Annotated in this window: 18 protein-coding genes, 1 pseudogene and 1 riboswitch; of the genes and pseudogenes, 6 read left to right on the top strand and 13 right to left on the bottom strand. The window is 48.1% G+C overall.

The window, feature by feature from the left end:
* Nucleotides 1–7: 7 nt before the first annotated feature.
* The 10 genes from M0Q40_02550 to M0Q40_02595 form a co-directional block, all read right to left on the bottom strand.
* The gene (locus M0Q40_02550) at nucleotides 8–634 is read right to left on the bottom strand and encodes a response regulator transcription factor (GenBank protein MCK9221496.1); all 627 of its coding nucleotides are present in this window, start codon (nucleotides 632–634) and stop codon (nucleotides 8–10) included.
* A gap of 149 nt (nucleotides 635–783) precedes the next feature.
* A complete protein-coding gene (locus M0Q40_02555; GenBank protein MCK9221497.1) occupies nucleotides 784–969 on the bottom strand; it encodes a hypothetical protein in 186 nt (61 codons plus the stop codon).
* 12 nt (nucleotides 970–981) lie between these two features.
* Nucleotides 982–1,782, bottom strand: a complete 801-nt coding sequence (locus M0Q40_02560; protein MCK9221498.1) for an S-methyl-5'-thioadenosine phosphorylase — start codon at nucleotides 1,780–1,782, stop codon at nucleotides 982–984.
* Between the two features lie 329 nt (nucleotides 1,783–2,111).
* Nucleotides 2,112–3,365, bottom strand: coding sequence for an adenosylhomocysteinase (locus M0Q40_02565; protein MCK9221499.1), 1,254 nt, complete (start codon nucleotides 3,363–3,365; stop codon nucleotides 2,112–2,114).
* Nucleotides 3,366–3,394: 29 nt separating this feature from the next.
* Nucleotides 3,395–4,609, bottom strand: coding sequence for a methionine adenosyltransferase (metK, locus tag M0Q40_02570; GenBank protein MCK9221500.1), 1,215 nt, complete (start codon nucleotides 4,607–4,609; stop codon nucleotides 3,395–3,397).
* 62 nt (nucleotides 4,610–4,671) lie between these two features.
* A riboswitch (SAM riboswitch) is annotated at nucleotides 4,672–4,778 on the bottom strand.
* Between the two features lie 375 nt (nucleotides 4,779–5,153).
* Entirely contained in the window at nucleotides 5,154–5,522 is a 369-nt protein-coding gene (locus tag M0Q40_02575) for a DUF3796 domain-containing protein (protein MCK9221501.1), read from the bottom strand.
* A 363-nt stretch (nucleotides 5,523–5,885) separates the two neighbouring features.
* Nucleotides 5,886–6,722 carry an endonuclease/exonuclease/phosphatase family protein gene (locus tag M0Q40_02580; protein ID MCK9221502.1) on the bottom strand — a complete coding sequence of 279 codons (837 nt, stop codon included), beginning with the start codon at nucleotides 6,720–6,722 and terminating at the stop codon, nucleotides 5,886–5,888.
* Between the two features lie 660 nt (nucleotides 6,723–7,382).
* Nucleotides 7,383–7,646: a hypothetical protein gene (locus M0Q40_02585; protein MCK9221503.1), complete on the bottom strand. Its 264-nt coding sequence runs from the start codon at nucleotides 7,644–7,646 to the stop codon at nucleotides 7,383–7,385.
* 342 nt (nucleotides 7,647–7,988) lie between these two features.
* Entirely contained in the window at nucleotides 7,989–8,951 is a 963-nt protein-coding gene (locus tag M0Q40_02590; GenBank protein ID MCK9221504.1) for an L-lactate dehydrogenase, read from the bottom strand.
* 116 nt (nucleotides 8,952–9,067) lie between these two features.
* Entirely contained in the window at nucleotides 9,068–10,723 is a 1,656-nt protein-coding gene (locus tag M0Q40_02595) for a ribulokinase (protein MCK9221505.1), read from the bottom strand.
* 154 nt (nucleotides 10,724–10,877) lie between these two features.
* Here M0Q40_02595 and M0Q40_02600 point away from each other — a divergent pair, with 154 nt between their 5' ends.
* Both M0Q40_02600 and M0Q40_02605 read left to right on the top strand, forming a co-directional pair.
* On the top strand, nucleotides 10,878–12,530 hold the full coding sequence (locus M0Q40_02600) for a hypothetical protein (GenBank protein MCK9221506.1): 1,653 nt from the start codon (nucleotides 10,878–10,880) through the stop codon (nucleotides 12,528–12,530).
* A complete protein-coding gene (locus M0Q40_02605; GenBank protein ID MCK9221507.1) occupies nucleotides 12,517–13,035 on the top strand; it encodes a methylated-DNA--[protein]-cysteine S-methyltransferase in 519 nt (172 codons plus the stop codon). The genes M0Q40_02600 and M0Q40_02605 overlap by 14 nt, the downstream gene beginning before the upstream one ends.
* A 6-nt stretch (nucleotides 13,036–13,041) precedes the next feature.
* Here the strand turns inward: M0Q40_02605 and M0Q40_02610 are convergent, their stop codons facing one another.
* Nucleotides 13,042–13,233: a hypothetical protein gene (locus tag M0Q40_02610; protein MCK9221508.1), complete on the bottom strand. Its 192-nt coding sequence runs from the start codon at nucleotides 13,231–13,233 to the stop codon at nucleotides 13,042–13,044.
* A gap of 86 nt (nucleotides 13,234–13,319) precedes the next feature.
* Nucleotides 13,320–13,505, bottom strand: a complete 186-nt coding sequence (locus M0Q40_02615) for a hypothetical protein (protein ID MCK9221509.1) — start codon at nucleotides 13,503–13,505, stop codon at nucleotides 13,320–13,322.
* A gap of 206 nt (nucleotides 13,506–13,711) precedes the next feature.
* On the opposite strand from M0Q40_02615, the gene galT reads away from it, so the two are divergent.
* The 4 genes from galT (at nucleotide 13,712) to M0Q40_02635 (ending at nucleotide 18,084) form a co-directional block, all read left to right on the top strand.
* The gene (galT, locus tag M0Q40_02620; protein MCK9221510.1) at nucleotides 13,712–14,722 is read left to right on the top strand and encodes a galactose-1-phosphate uridylyltransferase; all 1,011 of its coding nucleotides are present in this window, start codon (nucleotides 13,712–13,714) and stop codon (nucleotides 14,720–14,722) included.
* A 22-nt stretch (nucleotides 14,723–14,744) separates the two neighbouring features.
* Complete coding sequence (glgA, locus tag M0Q40_02625) at nucleotides 14,745–16,223, top strand: glycogen synthase GlgA (GenBank protein ID MCK9221511.1); 1,479 nt, start codon at nucleotides 14,745–14,747, stop codon at nucleotides 16,221–16,223.
* Between the two features lie 638 nt (nucleotides 16,224–16,861).
* Nucleotides 16,862–17,884, top strand: a complete 1,023-nt coding sequence (locus tag M0Q40_02630) for an SPFH domain-containing protein (GenBank protein ID MCK9221512.1) — start codon at nucleotides 16,862–16,864, stop codon at nucleotides 17,882–17,884.
* A 2-nt stretch (nucleotides 17,885–17,886) separates the two neighbouring features.
* A complete protein-coding gene (locus M0Q40_02635; GenBank protein MCK9221513.1) occupies nucleotides 17,887–18,084 on the top strand; it encodes a PTS ascorbate transporter subunit IIC in 198 nt (65 codons plus the stop codon).
* Between the two features lie 133 nt (nucleotides 18,085–18,217).
* On the opposite strand, the pseudogene M0Q40_02640 reads toward M0Q40_02635, so the two are convergent.
* Nucleotides 18,218–18,331: pseudogene (locus tag M0Q40_02640) on the bottom strand (transposase).
* Between the last annotated feature and the right edge of the window lie 121 nt (nucleotides 18,332–18,452).

The raw sequence follows: 18,452 nt of genomic DNA on the forward strand, positions 1-18,452 counted from the left end.
TATTCGATTACCGGAATTCCCCTTCTCGCAACGCTAAAACCGCTGCCTGTGTCCGATCTTGAACATCCAACTTTCGGAGCATATTTGTGATGTGATTTTTAACGGTCTTCTCCGAAATGAAAAGCTCAGCAGCAATTTCCCTATTACTCTTACCATCAACGATTGCCCTGAGAACTTCCATTTCCCTACGAGTTAGAATCTCTGCCACAGATGAAGAAGCTTTTCCTGTTTCCTTTTTAGTCGTATGGGACCTTTTCTTTTTGTGAACCGCCGCCAATATGGCTTTTACCAATTGCTCAGGGGTAACGTCCTGGCGCACAAATCCGGCTATACCAGCATAGAAGGCTTGGGCCAATGCCTTGGGGCTATTTAAAGGAACCAAGCCTAGGACAAAAACGTCCTCAAGCATAGAAGCAATCCTAGCCGCAAATAACTGTGCATTCTGGACAGACTCCTCACTAAGGTTAATAATCAGCACATGGGGCTTAAGGGCTTCTGCCTTAGTAACGCCTTCCTTGAGGTCAATAGCCGTCCCAACGACCTTGATCCTAGGCTCCTGACCTAAAATCGACTCAAGCCCGGCCCGCACTATATGATTGGGTTCGCAGATCAATACCTTAGTAAGGGCCAACAACCCCTCGCCTCCAATTCAACGCAGTAAAACCCGTTAGTAAATTGGCGGCCCTCTCACATATAATTATCGGTGTCTATCTGTATTAGTTTAGGGAAAATGTATCAATTACTATCCTCGGTAGCTGAAGGAAATCGTCCTAGAATACATGTTTAGTCCGAGGAACCAAAGGACTGCTGAGCATCCTGTGGTTCCTTGGAGGTAGACTGAAGATCATCTAAGGTCTTCTCTATTTTCCTAGTAATCTCATCAAGGCGTCTTTGCGTTTGCTCCAACTCCACAAGCAAATCTCCCAACCGGGAATCGTCCACGCGCCCCACCCGCTTTCTTGTCTGCACACCACTGGTCTATTACATTCTCGCCGTACCCAAAGCGTCCTTGCATCCGCACGCTCTATCCGAAGGTATCTTTTCGATCATCTTGAAGATTAGGTTTCTTAGTCGATCATTATTCTCGCTAAACACCCGAATTACCTCTTCATGACTTACCGGTAAAATGTCAGGATTGCCCGCTAGTCCCGCATCATAGTCGGTAATTAAGGCAATGTTTACATAGCACATCTCCAGTTCCCTGGCGAGGATCGCCTCGGGGTACTGAGTCATGTTAATGACTTCCCAACCCTGTGCGGCAAAAAACCGGCTCTCCGCCCGGGATGAAAAACGGGGCCCTTGGATCACAACAACAGTTCCCTGGGAGTGAACACTAAGTCCCATCTGTTCAGCACAGGTTAGAGCATGTTGCCTTAATTGGCCGCAATAGGGTTCTGCACTACTAATATGTGTTGTCGTAGGTCCATCGTAGAAGGTATCCCTCCGCCCATGGGTAAAGTTCACAAACTGATCGGAGATCACAAAATCACCGGGTTCAACTCCAGGCTGTAAGCTCCCTGCTGCGCATGGCCCGATGAGACGTTCCACACCTAAATGCTTCATAGCCCAGACATTGGCCCGATAGTTGATCATATGGGGCGGGTAGATGTGTTCCTTACCATGCCGGGGCAAGAAGGCAACTTGCTTACCACCAATGGTTGTCAACGCGATTTTATCGCTAGGAGCACCGTAGGGAGTCTCCACCCAAATCTCCTCAACATCATCCGCTAACTGATAAAAACCAGATCCACCGAATACGCCTATTTCTGCTCTTTTTATCATTCCCTCGCGGTAGTCCCTCCCTTGGGATCCACCACTTCTCCCACCTTTCCTTATAGGTTAGCCAACCCTAAACCTATCTCCCTGTATTTCCTTTGATCGGGTATACACTAGCCAGGTTAGCTTCTTTTTATATGGAAGTCAGAGTATCGGGCATAGGGACTGTTTGTCCCCCCATGGACTCCGGCAGAATCTAATCCCTACACCCGACTTCCCGCATATTATAACATTTAGCTATGCTTTGTTCAATCCTATTGTACTCCCCATGAGGAAAGATTACTATTGTGATACCCTCGGCTTGCTCCAAGGGTTCTTGGGCATACATATGCATCTTAGGTACCGTGCCGCCAGTCTGCCAAGTATGCCACTTGTTGTGGTGTTAGTGTGTCAATGTCGATGTTCAAGCTAGCCAGTTTCAATTTCGCCACGTTATGATCAATCGGTTCCGGTACAGGATATACTCCGTTGTCTAATCGCTCACTGTTGGTAATCAAATACTCCACGGAGAGGGCCTGATTGGCAAAACTCATATCCATCACCTGTGCAGGGTGTCCTTCAGCCGCTGAGAGGTTAACTAGCCGCCCCTCCGCTAGCAACCGAACCCGCCGACCAGACGGTAGGGTGTATTGCAGCACATGCTCCCGCAACTCCTCTACATTAACAGCTAACTCCCTTAGGGCCTTGATGTTAATCTCTACATCGAAGTGCCCGGAATTGGCTAGCAGCACCTTGTCCTTCATTTGACCAAAGTGCTGGGCATCTATGACATTGATGTTCCCAGTCACAGTGACGAAAATATCACCCAAAGGTGCCGCATCAGCCAAAGGCATCACGCGGTACCCATCCATTACAGCCTCCAGGGCCTTGAGGGGATCTACCTCGGTGACGATCACATTGGCTCCAAGCCCTGCCGCCCTCCGGGCCACACCCCGCCCACACCATCCATAGCCAACTACCACGAAGGTGGTACCGCAAATAAGGTGATTGGTCGCTCGGAGAATACCATCAAGGGTAGATTGCCCTGTTCCATACCGATTGTCAAACATATGTTTAGTTAAGGCATCGTTAACAGCAATGATTGGATACTGCAAAACATGCTTACTGGCCATAGCCGTGAGACGGACTACTCCCGTGGTCGTCTCCTCGGTACCACCCACAATCCGGGGCAACAGCTCCTTCCGCTGGGTATGGACGAAATTGACCAAATCCGCTCCGTCATCCATGGTGATCATCGGCTCAAAATCAAGTACTTGATTAATGTGACGGTAATACGCCTCATTGTCTTCGCCACGTATGGCATAGGTAGGAATCTCAAAAACTTCATTAAGGGCACTGGCCACATCATCCTGGGTACTTAGAGGGTTTGATGCACAAAGGGCTACCTTTGCGCCCCCGGCCTTGAGGGTTCTCATGAGATTGGCCGTTTCTGTGGTCACATGTAGACAAGCGGCAATGCAAACTCCTTCAAGGGGACGGGTAACCTCCCATTGCTGACGAATGGAACCGAGAACTGGCATAGCATCATCGGCCCACAGGATCCGCTTTGTGCCTTTTTCCTTTAGACTACTATCTTTGTGTTCACCCAGCAAGAATACTCCTCCTTTCTCCGTTAGCCTTATTTGCGGGTCACTGTGCTGACTTGCTGCCTTAGGACCTTTGCTTTGTCTGTTTTCTCCCAAGGTAGATCTAAGTCGGTCCGTCCGAAATGGCCATAGGCTGCAATCTGTTTATAGATGGGCCGCCGCAGATCTAAATCTCGGATAATCGCCCCAGGACGCAAATCAAAATGCTTACGGACCAGATCAGTAATCTGTTCATCGGGAATCACCCCGGTACCAAAGCTATCAACCATCAAGGAGACAGGATGCATCACCCCAATGGCATAGGCAACTTGGATTTCACACCGACGAGCCAATCCTGCCGCAACAATATTCTTCGCCACGTAACGAGCAGCATACGCGGCACAACGATCCACCTTGGTAGGGTCCTTCCCCGATAGGGCCCCTCCTCCGTGTCTCGCCATACCTCCATAGGTATCTACGATGATCTTACGACCAGTAAGACCCGAATCCCCTTGAGGTCCCCCCACCACAAAGCGACCGGTGGGGTTGATGTAATACTTGGTCTGTTCATCGAGCAGATCCTTTGGGATTAAGGGCTTAATCACTTGGTCAACGATATCCTGCTCTAGCTGTTCCCGACTCACCTCTAGGCTGTGCTGGGCGGAAATAACCACTGTATCGATGCGCACCGGACGGTCATTTTCGTACTGCACCGTTACCTGGGATTTGCCATCGGGACGCAGATAGGGCAACTTGTTAGACTTCCTTACTTGACTTAGCCTTCGGGTCAACTTATGGGCAAGCGAAATGGGCAAAGGCATCAATTCCGGGGTTTCATCGCACGCGTATCCAAACATTAAGCCCTGATCTCCAGCACCACAGTGCTCTAATTCACAATCGTCCTGGGCAAGACTGCGGGCCTCCAAGGCTCGTTCAACCCCCACCGCGATATCCGGTGACTGCTCATCAATCGAGGTCAACACCGCACAAGTATCCGCATCAAACCCATACTTAGCCCGATCGTACCCGATCTCTCGAACCGTATCCCTGGCGATTTTAGGGATATCTACGTAGGAGGAGGTGGTAATCTCCCCCATCACTAACACGAGTCCTGTGGTTACAGCCACCTCACAGGCCACTCTAGCGGCCGGGTCCTTTGCAATGATCTCGTCTAAGACGGCATCAGAGATCTGATCACAGATCTTATCAGGATGTCCTTCGGTCACCGACTCAGAAGTGAATAGGTAGTTCCTTTTATTATTAGTCAACATTACAACCCCCCATACAAAAAACGACCTCTCCGATTCACGGAAGAGGCCGACCTTGTGAAATCTTATCTTCCAGAACGGTTTGCATTCTGCAGGAATTAGCACCTGATGGGATACCATCGGTTGCCGGGTTTCATCGGGCCAGTCCCTCCACCTCTCACGATGAGCCAATATTCGCTTGTCTTCATACATCCTAACATACAAGTCACGAAACCGTCAATCACACGCAATCACTCACTTATAATCTTACCGAAGAGGGGTTGGATCACTCACGACGAATTCTTACCGAGGGGATGGGTTTTGAGAATGTCACAATCAAGTCGTCGTGAGTACATGATAACAATGCAGAAGCGATACAAACAGGCCTTCACTAACCTGGTTGTCCGCTGGCATTTGAAGGGGCAACTTCATAGTCGCTCCTAAACCTGGTATTTCCCCTCATGCCGGGAAAGCCACCTCCTTTACTTCCACACTAGCCAATCTAAAGTATACGTTTTCTGGCGATGACCCTCCTCGCCAGAAAACCTGCAGACTTCCTATGCACTTACTCTTTACTGTAGATGTAAGTCAGGACTGCCCTAAGTATAGAGACCAAAGCAAAAAGGAGGGCAACAGCCAGCTCCACTGCTTTCATTGAGATATGTTGAACGTGAAAGAGGTTGTTATTTAGTATTACCAAAGTCAGTAGTACTCCCAGCAACAACATGAACATAGATAGAATAACTGAGTTCACTTTGCATATGATCCGCTCACTTTGGCTGATCCGCTTTCCAGGCATAACGAAGAAGAAGCTAAAGAAACCGAAGAAGGCAAAAAACACGTACTGAGGTTCCCCTTGGTAGGATCTCAAAAAACCCATAAAACCTAGTAACCCCAACAAACCAAGCCAATTAATTTGTGACCTTGTTGACATAGTCTCCCCTCGCTGTTGCATTTTCCTTAGTCGCAAAGACCGACCCATGCTTCATTGTACCATAATGCAATTCCCACATGCCTTCGCTCGGCCATACCGATATCCTAACTGACAAATCGTATACTAGCCTAGTCGCAAACGAGGTGAGTAGTATTGCCTTTGTAGCCTGTACTCCATCCCTGCAAAAAACCCTTGGCCCGAATGCCTTGGTATTTTATCGCCCGTACTTCCTACGCGCCTATTAGGCTTCTAGTACTCATAGGTACTGGATTGGATATTTGGTCTTCTTCAGAGTTCCCAGGTATTTAGTTAACCACGCGGGACACCCTAAGTCTGCTGAACAGAATTCAGTGTTTTTCTCTGCTATTTAAACTCGAACCTAGCAACCACCGGTCGATGATCCGAAGCTTGCTCCATAAGCACTTGATAATCCAAGGCTAAAAGTTGTTTAGAATGGTAGATGCGGTCGATCCGTGCTCCCTTTGCCGAGGAGCTAGGGAAAGTACCATAATCCCGTTCAAATTGACTTGCTGCGTCGGTATAGTGCTGTTCTAACAGATGAATTGACTCCTCTTTCTCGGCATTCCAGTCCCCAAGTAGTATCACCGGACCGGAAAGCTGCCTCGTGTAAGCTAGGATCTGTTGCACATGAAGGGTCCGCTCCTTAGCATTAAGCCCCAAATGAGTAACGACCACATTTAACAGCCCTACATCGGGCACGTCGACCACAACGTGGAGAAAGGCGCGGTCTTCATCGGTAAACTGCTTAGATAAGCGATTATTGTAGGCCTCAACAATAGGATATTTGCTCAAAATTGCGTTGCCAAAATATCCGTTCCAGAGCTTTGATAGGGCTGGGCCATAGGCATAATGCATGCCTAATCCTTCTGCTAAAGTACTTAGCTGATTCTCCACTAATGACCGTCGAGCATATCGCACGTCAACCTCCTGCAACCCGATAATATCCGGGAGTTCGGGAGTGGAAAGCACCTTACCAGTGGCACCCAAATCCAATGATCCGTCCATGCTCCGTCCATAGTTGATGTTATAGGTCATCACTAAGATACTCGATACCGGTACCGTCGGTTGCTGTGTACAATAACTACCTGACAGGACAGGGTGGCCCTCATCTGGTTTATGTAAACATGCAGATAACAGAAACAATACGATGATGGTAACCCCCAACTTTCTCCACAGCAACCAGACCACTTCTCTCACAGTATATGTTTCATTTTTTCCATGAAACCGCCCCTTTTCCCTGCAAGAATTGTCTGGTAATACACAATTAACGAACGCAAAGGATTTTGCCCAAACACCGCCCTGCCTCAGAGTGAGAAAAACTTTGATAAGGATTAATTGGCCCAACTGTTCTACAGGGTGGGAGTAACAAGAACCAGTCGAATAGGTGGTCCAGATCCCACTTAGGGGAAGGCAGTAACCCTTGAGGTTCTTCCCACCGAGTAGATGATACTCGTCTACGCGATAGGTCCCTCTGGCCAAGTCCATGGGACGGTCCGTCCGGCGTCAGATTATGAAAGATTGGGCAGGTAAAGCTATGCACAGTTGCTCTCGGGTAAAGTCGTCGGGCTAGAGGAATCCCCTTTAGAGTCAGGAGGACATCGCATCCGGGGTTAGCAATAACAGTATCGTTTCTTTGGGCCAAGGCAATGTGGTTACGTGCAGGTTACTCAGTCTGTATGCGTTCAAGGCGGTCGCGCACGTGTGCTAATCTGCTTCGGGTTGTCCTAACTGATCTTTCAGCATCCCACTTGTCAAAAGCTTCAGCAGGTATTCTGCCGGGTAGACTATCAGGATAACGCGTTGGGATATAATACTTGTCTAGGCTTGCACCAAGGGGGATCATCGTCTTAAACGTTGGATCAAAATGCTTCGCATCCCGGCAAGCTCTGCCACTATCTCCCCAGACGGTCTCTTCCCCTGCTCCTCGGCTAGATGATGAAAGCTACGATGATGACGCAAATGCTCCCATTTCCAAGGTATGTAAACAAGCATGTCAACCGGAATGCCCGGTGGAAGAAGGCTAATTAGATCATCCGCGCGGTGTAGAAATAGTTTACCGGTGGGCCGAATAACGATAAGATCAATGTCACTTCTAGAATGCAAGTTCCCCGTGCATGGGATCCGAAACGAACCACGCGCTCAACATCCGCTCCCGGTAGAGCCGCAACAGACTGCTGCAACGCTACGTCCAGTAAAGCTTTTCGTTCTTTTTGCGAAATCCCGTGGTTGCACCTTCGTCTACCTCAATATGCCGCGTTTCGGATGCAGCGTTCACTAAGCAATTAGCACCGGAATACCCACTGTGATCAGCGCGAGTATTAGAATAAGGGTACAGAGTTTGTACCTAAAATCAATTGACTTTTCCAGGGCAGTAAACGCTGAATTAGAGCAATACAAAGAACTAATTATTCTAAGGTTGGCCTTGTTTAAACACAAGAGCCGCTGCTAATCGGCTCTTGTGTCTAGTACATAGTCACGGACTACACCATCTTGCTTAGGCTGACGTCCCAAAGCACCCAAGGTTACTTCCTTAACAATAGCCGCTGAGGCAGCTAGCAATTGCGCTTCTTCCTCGGATAGGGGGATCCTAAGTATCTTTGAAATGCCCGTACTGTCGATCACCGCCGGAAGGCCTAAACATACTCCGTCGATTCCGTAATAGTCGTTGATCAACGTAGAAACGGTCCATACGGAACCTTGGTCTAGCAGAATGGATTCCACAATTCTATGAAGGCCCATGGCAATCCCGTAGTATGTAGCTTTCTTGCGCTTGATGATCTCATAGGCTGCATTTTTCACATTCTCGAAGATTGTCTCCAGCACCGGACCGTTGTAATATGAGCGGCACACGGGACAAAAGTCCTGTAGACGCATACCTGCAATATTGGCCGAGCTCCACACCACAAGCTCCGAATCCCCATGTTCACCAATGACATAGGCATGAACGCTCCTCGGATCCAAGCCCATCTGTTCAGCGATAAGGTAGCGTAACCTAGCCGTATCTAGCACCGTACCGGAACCAATAACCCGCCGGGGTGAAAAACCAGAAAACTCAATAGCCGCGTGGGTAAGTACATCCACGGGATTGGTGGCTACTAACAAAATAGTGTCGGAATTGTAGTGGATCACCCGCTGGATGATATCCTGCATGATCTTCGTGTTAGTCTGAGCCAGTTCAAGGCGGGTCTGTCCTGGTTTTTGTGGTGCTCCGGCGGTAATAACGATAATATGGGCCCCGACACAATCGGAATAGTCGCCTGCATAGATCTTCATGGGAGATGCGAAGGGTAGACAATGATTAAGATCCATGGCCTCTCCCTCTGCCCGTTGATGATCCACATCGATGAGTACAAGCTCGGATATTAGTCCTTTCATCACCGCTGTGTACGCAAACGTGGCACCGACCATCCCAGTGCCGATTACAACCACCTTTGCTCCTTTGTGTACCGGTTCTGTCACCTGCATCACCACTTTCTAGCGATAGCTTTTCCAAAAGAAAGGGGTCCTATGAAGTTCCAGTCCATTTACTTACGTAGCTGTCTTAGCCGTTTCATTACGTTATTCTCGCCCCGTCCAAAATAGTCATGAAGTCTTTCATATTCACCATATATTTCCGCGTAAACCCGATGGTTATCCATGTTCGGGCTAAAGGTTAGATCCTTCAGTCCGGCCATCCGCTTGGCAGCGTCAACTATGTTATCATAACCGCCTGCATCCTTACCAGCGGCCACCGCAGCAAACATGGCAGAGCCTAGGGCTGGTGTTTGGGCTGAACGGGCCACCTTGATCTTGCGACCGGTAACATCGGCATAGATCTGCATCAGCATGCGGTTCTTCTCGGGCAAGCCACCACAGGCATAAAGTTCTTTAATGGTTACACCCTGGCTCTCACAAGCCTTAATAATCTTATTCGTACCAAAGGCAGTAGCCTCGATTAAGGTACGGTAGATTTCCTCGGGCTTCGTATTTAAGGTCGCCCCAATAATCATACCTGATAGTTCCGCATCAACCAAAACAGATCGGTTGCCATTCCACCAATCAAGGGCCAAAAGTCCACTTTGCCCCACAGCAAGTTTTTCCGCCTTCTCAGTTAACAATTGATGGATGTTCATCCCCCGGGCCTTGGCTTCCGTTTCGTAGGCAGCGGGGACACAATTTGTGACAAACCATTCGAAGATATCACCAACCGCCGCTTGTCCTAGCTCATAGCCATAGTAGCCGGGTATAATCCCATCCGCCACCACACCACCCATACCCTCGACAAACCTCTCCTCATCCGATAGAACCATATGGCAAGTAGAAGTCCCCATCACCATCACCATTTTTTCCGGTTCCGTAACGGTAGTGGCGGGTACTGATACATGGGCATCAATAATCGCTACCCCAACCGCCGTCTTTGTGGTAAGCCCGAGTTCCTTGGCCCAGTAGTCGGTCAAGTAGCCGGCTTTGCTACCTGCTGGATAGATCTCCTGTGACATTTTCTCCTGGACGATGTCTTCTACGTCAGGATGCAGCGCCTTGAGAAACTCCTGCGTGGGATAGCCTTCTTGCCGGGACCAAATAGCCTTGTACCCCGCGGTGCAGGCATTACGGGCCTCGACCCCTGTAAGCTGTAGGACAATCCAGTCCGCGGCCTCAATAATCTTATCCGCCGCTCGGTAAATCTCGGGGGCCTCGTGAATTATCTGTAACACTTTTGGGAAAAACCACTCCGAGGAGATCTTGCCACCGTATCGCTCCAGGAAGGACTCACCCCGGGCGCGGGCAAGCTCATTGAGCATGTTAGCCTCAGCCTGTGCAGCATGATGTTTCCAAAGCTTCACCCATGCGTGGGGATTCCGGCGGTATTCAGGCTTCATACATAAGGGGGTTCCCTCTTGATCGATGGGTAAGATCGTGCAAGCGGTAAAGTCAACCCCAATACCAATCACATCCTCCGGATCAACTCCAGCTTCCCGCAGCACCGCAGGAACAGTCTGTTTCAGTACCCGTAGGTAATCCTCCGGATCCTGTAGTGCCCAATCGGGACCTAGCAAGATATCACTTTCAGGGAGTCTTTCGTCAATAACACCGTTGGAGTAACTATAGACAGCCGAGGCCAGTTCTCGACCAGTTTCCACCTCAACAAGCAGCGCTCGTCCCGATTGGGTTCCGTAATCTAATCCGATCGTGTACTTCAAACCGCTTCCTCCTCACGTAATGTTCGTAGGAGACATATTTCGGCAAGGCCGCCAGAAACACCTCCAATATTTCATGGTAAAAAGGTTAATCAGCAGGAAAATGGAAGTGGTATCGAGAAAATAGACTCATTCCAACTGAAAAAGGTGCTTGCATATGTTAAGAACATGTAAGCTTGGCATGATCATTCTTTGCATTGGTTTTTTGGCCACAGGTTGTGTCTCTTTGGTTGAACAGGGGGCATTATACTTGTATAATCGGTCCGACGTGGCCATCACCCACTATGATCTCAAGATAGATGTCAACGAGATCAAGGCCTCGGATCCCAATAAGCGGGCAATCAATGTGGACCTAGTGGCAACAATGTCTGTCAAATCCTTAAAGGCTAATGTGGGATCGATGTACTTCTTCCTGGATGAAGGCTTTACCCTCTTGGGGGTAACCATTGACGGTAAGCCAGCGAAGTTTTCTAAATGGAAGATCCCCAGTGGATTACTTTCCGTTTGGTGGGTGGATTTCCCCCAGAAACTGAAAAAGGAAGAGGTCAAAAAGGTAACCATCTCCTACAGTCAGGAAAAAGAGTCCTATTTCAGCTTACCCCAAATTCACTACGACACAGCTGTAGCTTGGTATCCTGGCATGCTTAAGGAAAACCTGTATACCCTGAACCTGACGGCTACTGTGCCCAATCAACTAACCCCCATCGTCCCGGGTGAGCTTGTAAGCACACATTCCAGCCAAGGACGTACTACCTATCAGTTTGCATCCACGGTCCCCAGTCCACTGGTAAACTTCCTGGCCCTCTCTGTGGAGAAAACAACGTTTAACTACCCTGACGGCCGACCAGTTCATGTCTATTACACGCCAAGACAGTCTTCTGCTGTTTCCGCATTGGCCGATATCGTGTACCAAGCAAGACGCTTTTACGAGCAGCAGTCTGGCCCCTTCTTGGCTGAAAGTACCAGTGTTGTAATTTTCGACTCAGCTATGGAGATGGCCTATTCCACCCCGTATGGTATTGTGCTATCCAGTGGGATTGTGGCCAGGGCTATTCATACTAATGATTTTACTATTCTATCCCATACCCTAGCTCACGAGCTTGCCCACTACTACTGGGGCTATACAACAGTTCCCTTACTCACAGAAGGATGGATCCTTGCCGAGGGCCTAGCCGAATACTCTGCAAAGCTTTTTCTAGATTCCAACCAGGCCTCCGATGGAGTGAGGCTGATGCAAGGAAATTACACCGAATATGCCTATATTTTAAGGGAAATAAAAAAAGAGGGTTCTGCTGAGATGCCCCTTGCTAAGATTACCTTTGTCTATCAGGATCAGTTCGATCTACTGATTCACAAGGGCGTCTATGTCCATCAAATGCTAGCTGATATCGTTGGGGAGGGTATATACCGGACCGTTCTTGCAGATTTATACTCCAATTGTAAAGGAGATACGGTCTCTTTGCCGCAGTGGCAGAAGGCAGTCGAGAAAGCAAGTCGCCAGAACCTGGACTGGTTTTTTAAAGACTGGGTGTATGGCACGGCACATGTCGATTTTGCAGTTACCGAGGTCACCTCAAACACAAAGGGAAAAGCAGTTATTACCATAGCTAACCTAGGTAGTACTATGTATAAAGGACCAGTTGAAATACGGATCGATACTGCAGAACATAGTAGGACGTTTAATGTGGTGCTAGATAAGGCGAAAAACACCATCACCTGCGATATTGAAGGGCAATTACAGGGAGTTGTGGTTGACCCTAACTGGCGATTACTGGATATAAAGCGGGATAACAACTATGTCAATTTCTAGCAAAAGATTCTTTTATTCTTTTGTAGCCTATAGCTTAGGATATCTTACCGTAGTGTATGAACTAGACAATACCGCAGTAGCCTTGGGATTTGGAAAGGATACTTGTGAGATAACCAGTATGCTGGAAAAACGGTTACATTGCCCGGTTGGGCTTAACTACCGGTCCGAGGGGTGGCGCTTTACCGATCAGCTACAGTCGTATCTCGCGGGCAAAAGACACGCCTTTGAGATCGACTATGAACTGTATTGTACGCCCTTTCAAAGGCGAGTCTTTGCTCTGGTTTCGCAAATTCCTTACGGTTCGATTTGCACCTATGGCGAGATCGCTCAGAAACTAGGTACACGAGGCTACGCCCGGGCAGTGGGTGGAGCGTTATCCCAAAACCCGCTTCCCATTCTTATCCCCTGCCATCGAGTGATTGGTGCCTCGGGAAGGGGTGGATTTACCCCTGATCCAAAGATAAAATCCTACCTGCTCGCACTAGAGCAGGACAACCTGCCCTAATAAGCGCTAGAATCTCCTTCTAGCATTCCGAGCCTCAAGCATGGTTTTGTCCTCTGGATTAAGTCTAACAACTTTCTTGGCGTTGGTCTGCACATTGGTCATAATTACCTTTGCACCGCCGCCAGCAAGATCCATAATCTTGGTAATGGAATACCCTTGCTTTTCTAGCTCCTGCAATTCATTCCAAGCAATACCCATAAGAATAACACCTCCCCGAGTCTAGAACTACCTCTCAATTATATATTTACGACATCCTAGGCTCCGATTCCTGCCTTAAGGGTAACTTACATTCGAAGACCCATCCCCCCTGGTTCGTCCAGATTTGCCAGTTGCCTTTTGAAGATCTCCAGGATACATTCCTGATCGTTCCAATGACTACAGTGCTCACAAGTTCTGTCTACCTGCTCATCCCTGGGGTTGAACTCTGAACAAGTCTCCCCTACCGCGATCAACTGCGCTTTGCTAGCCAATGATCCTCACTCCTTAGTATCCTTTTCCGTTAGTCTTACCAAAATAGCGGCTAAGCCATCGGCAAAATTACCGGCAAATCATGGATCTACTGGCACAGATAATCTTGAGCAGAGCCAAAAACAGGTAGCATAAACCAGGCTCCTTTGCTACATCTTATGAAAGACATCATCAATAAGTGGCAAGTCCTGGGCAAGGAGAGGATACGGTGTCACAATTAAGGTATGATCCAAGCACAGATATGTGGGTAGTGATCGCATCGGAACGGGGCAAACGACCCCACGATTTTCGGATCGCCCACCAAGAGAAACGAGGGGGAGAATGCCCTTTTTGCTATGGCAATGAACACCAAACACCACCGGAGATTGCAGTAACTGGCAGGGATCCGGATATTCCTAATACCCCCGGGTGGACGGTGCGGGTAATACCAAATAAGTTCCCCGCCCTATCATTAGAGGCCCAAGGAATTAACGAGGTAGTTCATGTACCGTACAAAGCAATAAACGGAATCGGCGTACATGAAGTATTGGTAGAATCACCCCATCATGATTCTACCTTTGGGACCCATTCCATCGGACAGCTTAAGAGCATAATAGCGATGCTGCTTCAACGATACTATGATCTGCGTACCAATCCAAAGCTTAAGTACCTGCAATTTTTCAAAAACTCAGGGCGAATTGCCGGAGCATCGCTAGAACATGCCCACTGCCAGTTAATCGCAACTCCCTTAGTCCCTGTGGTTATCGCAACCGAAACGCGGATTGCCACGGACTACTTTCAACGCCACGGACGTTGCCTGTATTGCGATATGCTAGAAGTAGAGCTTTCGGGGACACGGGTAGTAGAACTAAACGATGACTTCCTGTTGTTTTGTCCCTTTGCCTCCCGTTTTCCCTATGAAATGTGGATTATGCCCCGACGACATAGTCACGACTTTGGTCTCATCACAGATCAGGAGATTAGTACATTCTGCCACATCCTCAGCACAGGAATTCGCAGACTAGAGTCAGCCTTTGATGTAATTCCCTACAACATGGTACTACACACCGCACCTTGGGAGATAGGCCATGAACACTACCATTGGCATTTGGAAATCTTACCACGGCTGACTATTGTCGCGGGATTTGAATTCGGCACAGGGTATTATATCAATCCAACTGCACCAGAACTTGCAGCAAATAGTCTTAGACAAGTGGAAGAAGTCATCAGTCAACCTTGAGAAAGGGGACGGTCTTGTGGGAATTCCAGAATTCGATGAAACTCATAAAATCCTGTTTGCCTCAGCAGAGGTGGTTCCCTTCGCTAAAACCGGAGGGCTTGCTGATGTGGCTGGTTCCCTACCTAAAGCTTTGGCAACCTATGGCAATGATGTACGGATTGTAATGCCTAGATATTCCCGGATTGAGGCCAAAAGAACAATAGCTGACTTTCCTGTTCAGGTAGGAAGCCGGAAAGCTACCGCCATCGTCCGAGAAGGGGATATCGAGGCCCGCATGGACGGAACTATCCGCAAAGTACCAGTCTATTTTATAGACAACTATCATTACTTCGATCGGGATCATATCTACGGATACTGGGACGAAGCAGAACGATTTGCTTTCTTTTCCCGGGCAGTTCTGGAAATGATCAAGGTCCTAGGATTTCGACCCGATGTAATTCACTGCAACGACTGGCAGACGGGGCCTATTCCATTGCTCTTGAAAGAACAATACCAACAAGACCCATTTTACCGAGGAATTGCCACGGTCTTTACCATTCACAATCTGCGTTATCAAGGGAATTTCCCGAAGGAGTCCTTGAACCTGTTGGGCTTGGGGGATGAGTACTTTCAACCAGGCAAACTGGAGTTTTACGGTAGTATGAGCTTTATGAAAGCCGGACTTGTTTGGTCCGATGTACTAAACACTGTAAGTCGCACATACGCCAACGAGATCCAACATCCAGAATATGGAGAACGGTTTGAGGGCATCCTACAGCAGCGTAGCCATGATCTATACGGTATCTGCAACGGAATTAACATTCACGAGTACAACCCGGCTACTGACCCAAGGATCACCCACAATTTCACAGTTGACGAATTGGAGGGTAAACGACGTAACAAGTTGGAACTCCAACGGGAAATGGGATTACCGCAGCTTGATGTGCCCCTGCTGGGATTAGTCTCCCGCTTAGTTGATCAAAAGGGCTTGGATCTAATTGAAGGCATAGCCGAAGAGCTTATGCAAAGACAGTTGCAACTTGTTATTCTTGGCACCGGTGATGGACACTATGAAGACATGTTTCGGGATCTGCGTAATAAGTACCCGGATAAGATCGGAGTAGAGATCGGCTTTAACGTGACCTTGGCCCAAAGGATCTATGCAGGATGTGATATGTTCCTCATGCCTTCGGCCTTTGAGCCCTGCGGTCTAGGACAGTTGATAAGCCTTAGATATGGGACTATTCCCATCGTCCGAGCTACAGGCGGACTACAGGATACAGTCATTGATTACGATCCTAATACCGGAAGTGGTAATGGTTTTTCGTTTACCAACTACGAACCCCATGCGTTACTCGAGGCCATTGAGCGGGCTTTGTATCTGTTCGAGAATCAACGGGCTTGGCATTCCCTGATCCAAAAGGCTATGAAGGAAGACCATTCCTGGAACCGTTCTGCAGCCGAATACATGGGGCTATATAAAAACGCTTTAGCTCACCACTTAGCCGTGCTGACTGCTTAGTTACCCGGATGACGCCTCTTAGGCGTCATCCGCATAATAGACTCAAGACATTTTGGCTATATCCGTGAAAACCCTGATTTCGTACCCAGTTTTAACATGGCAACAAAGAATTAGCATGTGGACTGTCGATATCTGCAAATGTTTGCTTTGATGGAATGATGTGCGTGTTGCTTAGTTTGTCATTTTTCATAGAGGTTCTATAGGCTACATGCGCCATCGGAGTAACCTTTATCCCCATCAACCTGTGCAAAAGCCTTGAGACTGTCTCAAAAGGTACAAACACCGCAATATACACGCTGCCCTCATAGATCGCCTTTCGGCTTGTTCGAGATTACCAAGTCGAGTCTGCCTGAACATGAATCCGTCCGTCCTAACCCCTAGGTTATCTAGCTTTTGGGCCTTCCCACCATTCCACGTTTTTCCTTCGACTTCCTTTAGACCCCACCGTTACCAGTGACGCCCTTGTCTTCCCGCTAGTTAAGGCGACAGGGTTTCTTTCAACTCTTCGGCTCAGCAGACATGCTGGACACATGAGTTTGCAGACTCTTACGATCCGAACCATTTTTTTCAAACGTGCTTGCGATCCTCTTATCAAAATGATATCATTTTGATATCTAAAGTGGAGGAGTGAGCTATGGATGACTGAAAAAACTTTAAAAGCAAAATCCGGGATGGCAATGCTAATGGTCTTAATCCTGCTTTATCTAGGGATCATTGGTCTGGTAGTACTTGGAGGCTTTCTTTTGAAAGCGGGGCTTCCTATCGGTACGTTACCTTTAGTTGTGGGGATTATTGGACTCTTTGCTGGAGCCATTCCCTTTGCAGGTCTAAAGATCATTAAGCCCCAAGAGGCCCTGGTACTCACGTTGTTTGGTAATTACATTGGAACACTAAAGGAACCAGGCTTTTTCTATGTAAACCCCTTTTCTTCCGCCGTTAATCCCGCCGCCAAAACCCGTTTGGGACAGAGCGGAGACGTAGATCATGATTCAGGAGCAAAGGTTGTAATCTCAGGGCAGACTTCAGTGGGTCAAAGCAGTGCGGCCAGCAAGAAGATTTCTTTAAAAGTGATGACCCTCAATAATAGCAAGCAAAAGGTTAATGATGTTTTGGGTAATCCTGTGGAAATTGGAATTGCAGTCATGTGGAGGGTTGTGGATACAGCCAAAGCGGTGTTTAATGTGGACAACTTTAAAGAATATCTTTCTTTGCAATGTGACAGCGCAGTAAGAAGTATTGTCCGGATTTATCCTTATGACATAGCTCAAGGTGTTGACACAACGGGCGATGGTACCCCGGATGAAGGTAGTCTGCGGGGTTCTAGTGCGGTTGTGGCAGAGCGCATTCGTCAGGAAATTCAAGATAAGGTGGAAGGAGCAGGCTTGGAGATTATCGAAGCCCGTATTACCTATCTGGCCTATGCACCGGAAATCGCCGCGGTTATGCTGCAAAGGCAGCAGGCTAGCGCGATTATTGATGCTCGGAAGATGATTGTAGACGGAGCTGTAGGTATGGTGGAAATGGCTTTGGAAAAACTTAGCGAAAATGAAAGTATTCAACTTGACGAAGAACGGAAGGCGGCCATGGTATCAAATCTCCTGGTGATCCTCTGTGGCAATAAAGACGCTCAGCCAATTGTAAATAGTGGAAGCCTGTACTAAAGATGAGTAAAAAGCAAGTTCCACTCCGCCTGTCTTTGAAGCTATACGAGGAGATCGCCGCCTGGGCCGAGGCTGACTTTCGATCTGTTAATGGGCAGATTGAGTATTTGCTGACAGAATGTGTGCGTCAAAGAAAAAAGACCGGCAAGTACCTTCCGGAAAACCTCAATCTACAACAAGCAGAAACCGATGAATACTGATTACTTGAGGAGCCTCGATAGGGCTCCTCTAATTGTCCCGGGGGTTCAATTATTTGCGCAAAAATCTTATTCACCGATGTTTAGAATGGAGGGCCACGAAGGATTCAAATTGAGGACTCAATGCTGGCATGTTTGCCAGGTACATGAGCTTAAGGACCGCGTCCTCGTTGGGAAACATGCACTTGGATTTCATCACCTTCCTAACCGCTCGATGAAAGCTTTCAATCGGGTTAGTGGTGTAAATCAAGGAACAGGAAGTCAAGACTACCGAGGATTTTCAAGAGCTAATGCGGAAGATGACGAAAGAGGTTCTTGAAGCCATTTACGATGGTGAGATAACGGACCATCTTGGCTATCAGAGACACGAA

The organism is Limnochordia bacterium (genome assembly GCA_023230925.1).
Taxonomy (GTDB): domain Bacteria; phylum Bacillota; class Limnochordia; order DUMW01; family DUMW01; genus JALNWK01.

Excerpts from the sequence above, each read along its gene's own strand:
- M0Q40_02630 (MCK9221512.1), top strand. The coding sequence starts at position 16,862 with ATGACTGAAAAAACTTTAAAAGCAAAATCCGGGATGGCAATGCTAATG.
- M0Q40_02605 (MCK9221507.1), top strand. The coding sequence starts at position 12,517 with ATGTCAATTTCTAGCAAAAGATTCTTTTATTCTTTTGTAGCCTATAGC.
- M0Q40_02610 (MCK9221508.1), bottom strand. The coding sequence starts at position 13,233 with ATGGGTATTGCTTGGAATGAATTGCAGGAGCTAGAAAAGCAAGGGTAT.
- M0Q40_02600 (MCK9221506.1), top strand. The coding sequence starts at position 10,878 with ATGTTAAGAACATGTAAGCTTGGCATGATCATTCTTTGCATTGGTTTT.
- M0Q40_02575 (MCK9221501.1), bottom strand. The coding sequence starts at position 5,522 with ATGTCAACAAGGTCACAAATTAATTGGCTTGGTTTGTTGGGGTTACTA.
- M0Q40_02590 (MCK9221504.1), bottom strand. The coding sequence starts at position 8,951 with ATGGTCGGTGCCACGTTTGCGTACACAGCGGTGATGAAAGGACTAATA.
- M0Q40_02560 (MCK9221498.1), bottom strand. The coding sequence starts at position 1,782 with ATGATAAAAAGAGCAGAAATAGGCGTATTCGGTGGATCTGGTTTTTAT.
- M0Q40_02635 (MCK9221513.1), top strand. The coding sequence starts at position 17,887 with ATGAGTAAAAAGCAAGTTCCACTCCGCCTGTCTTTGAAGCTATACGAG.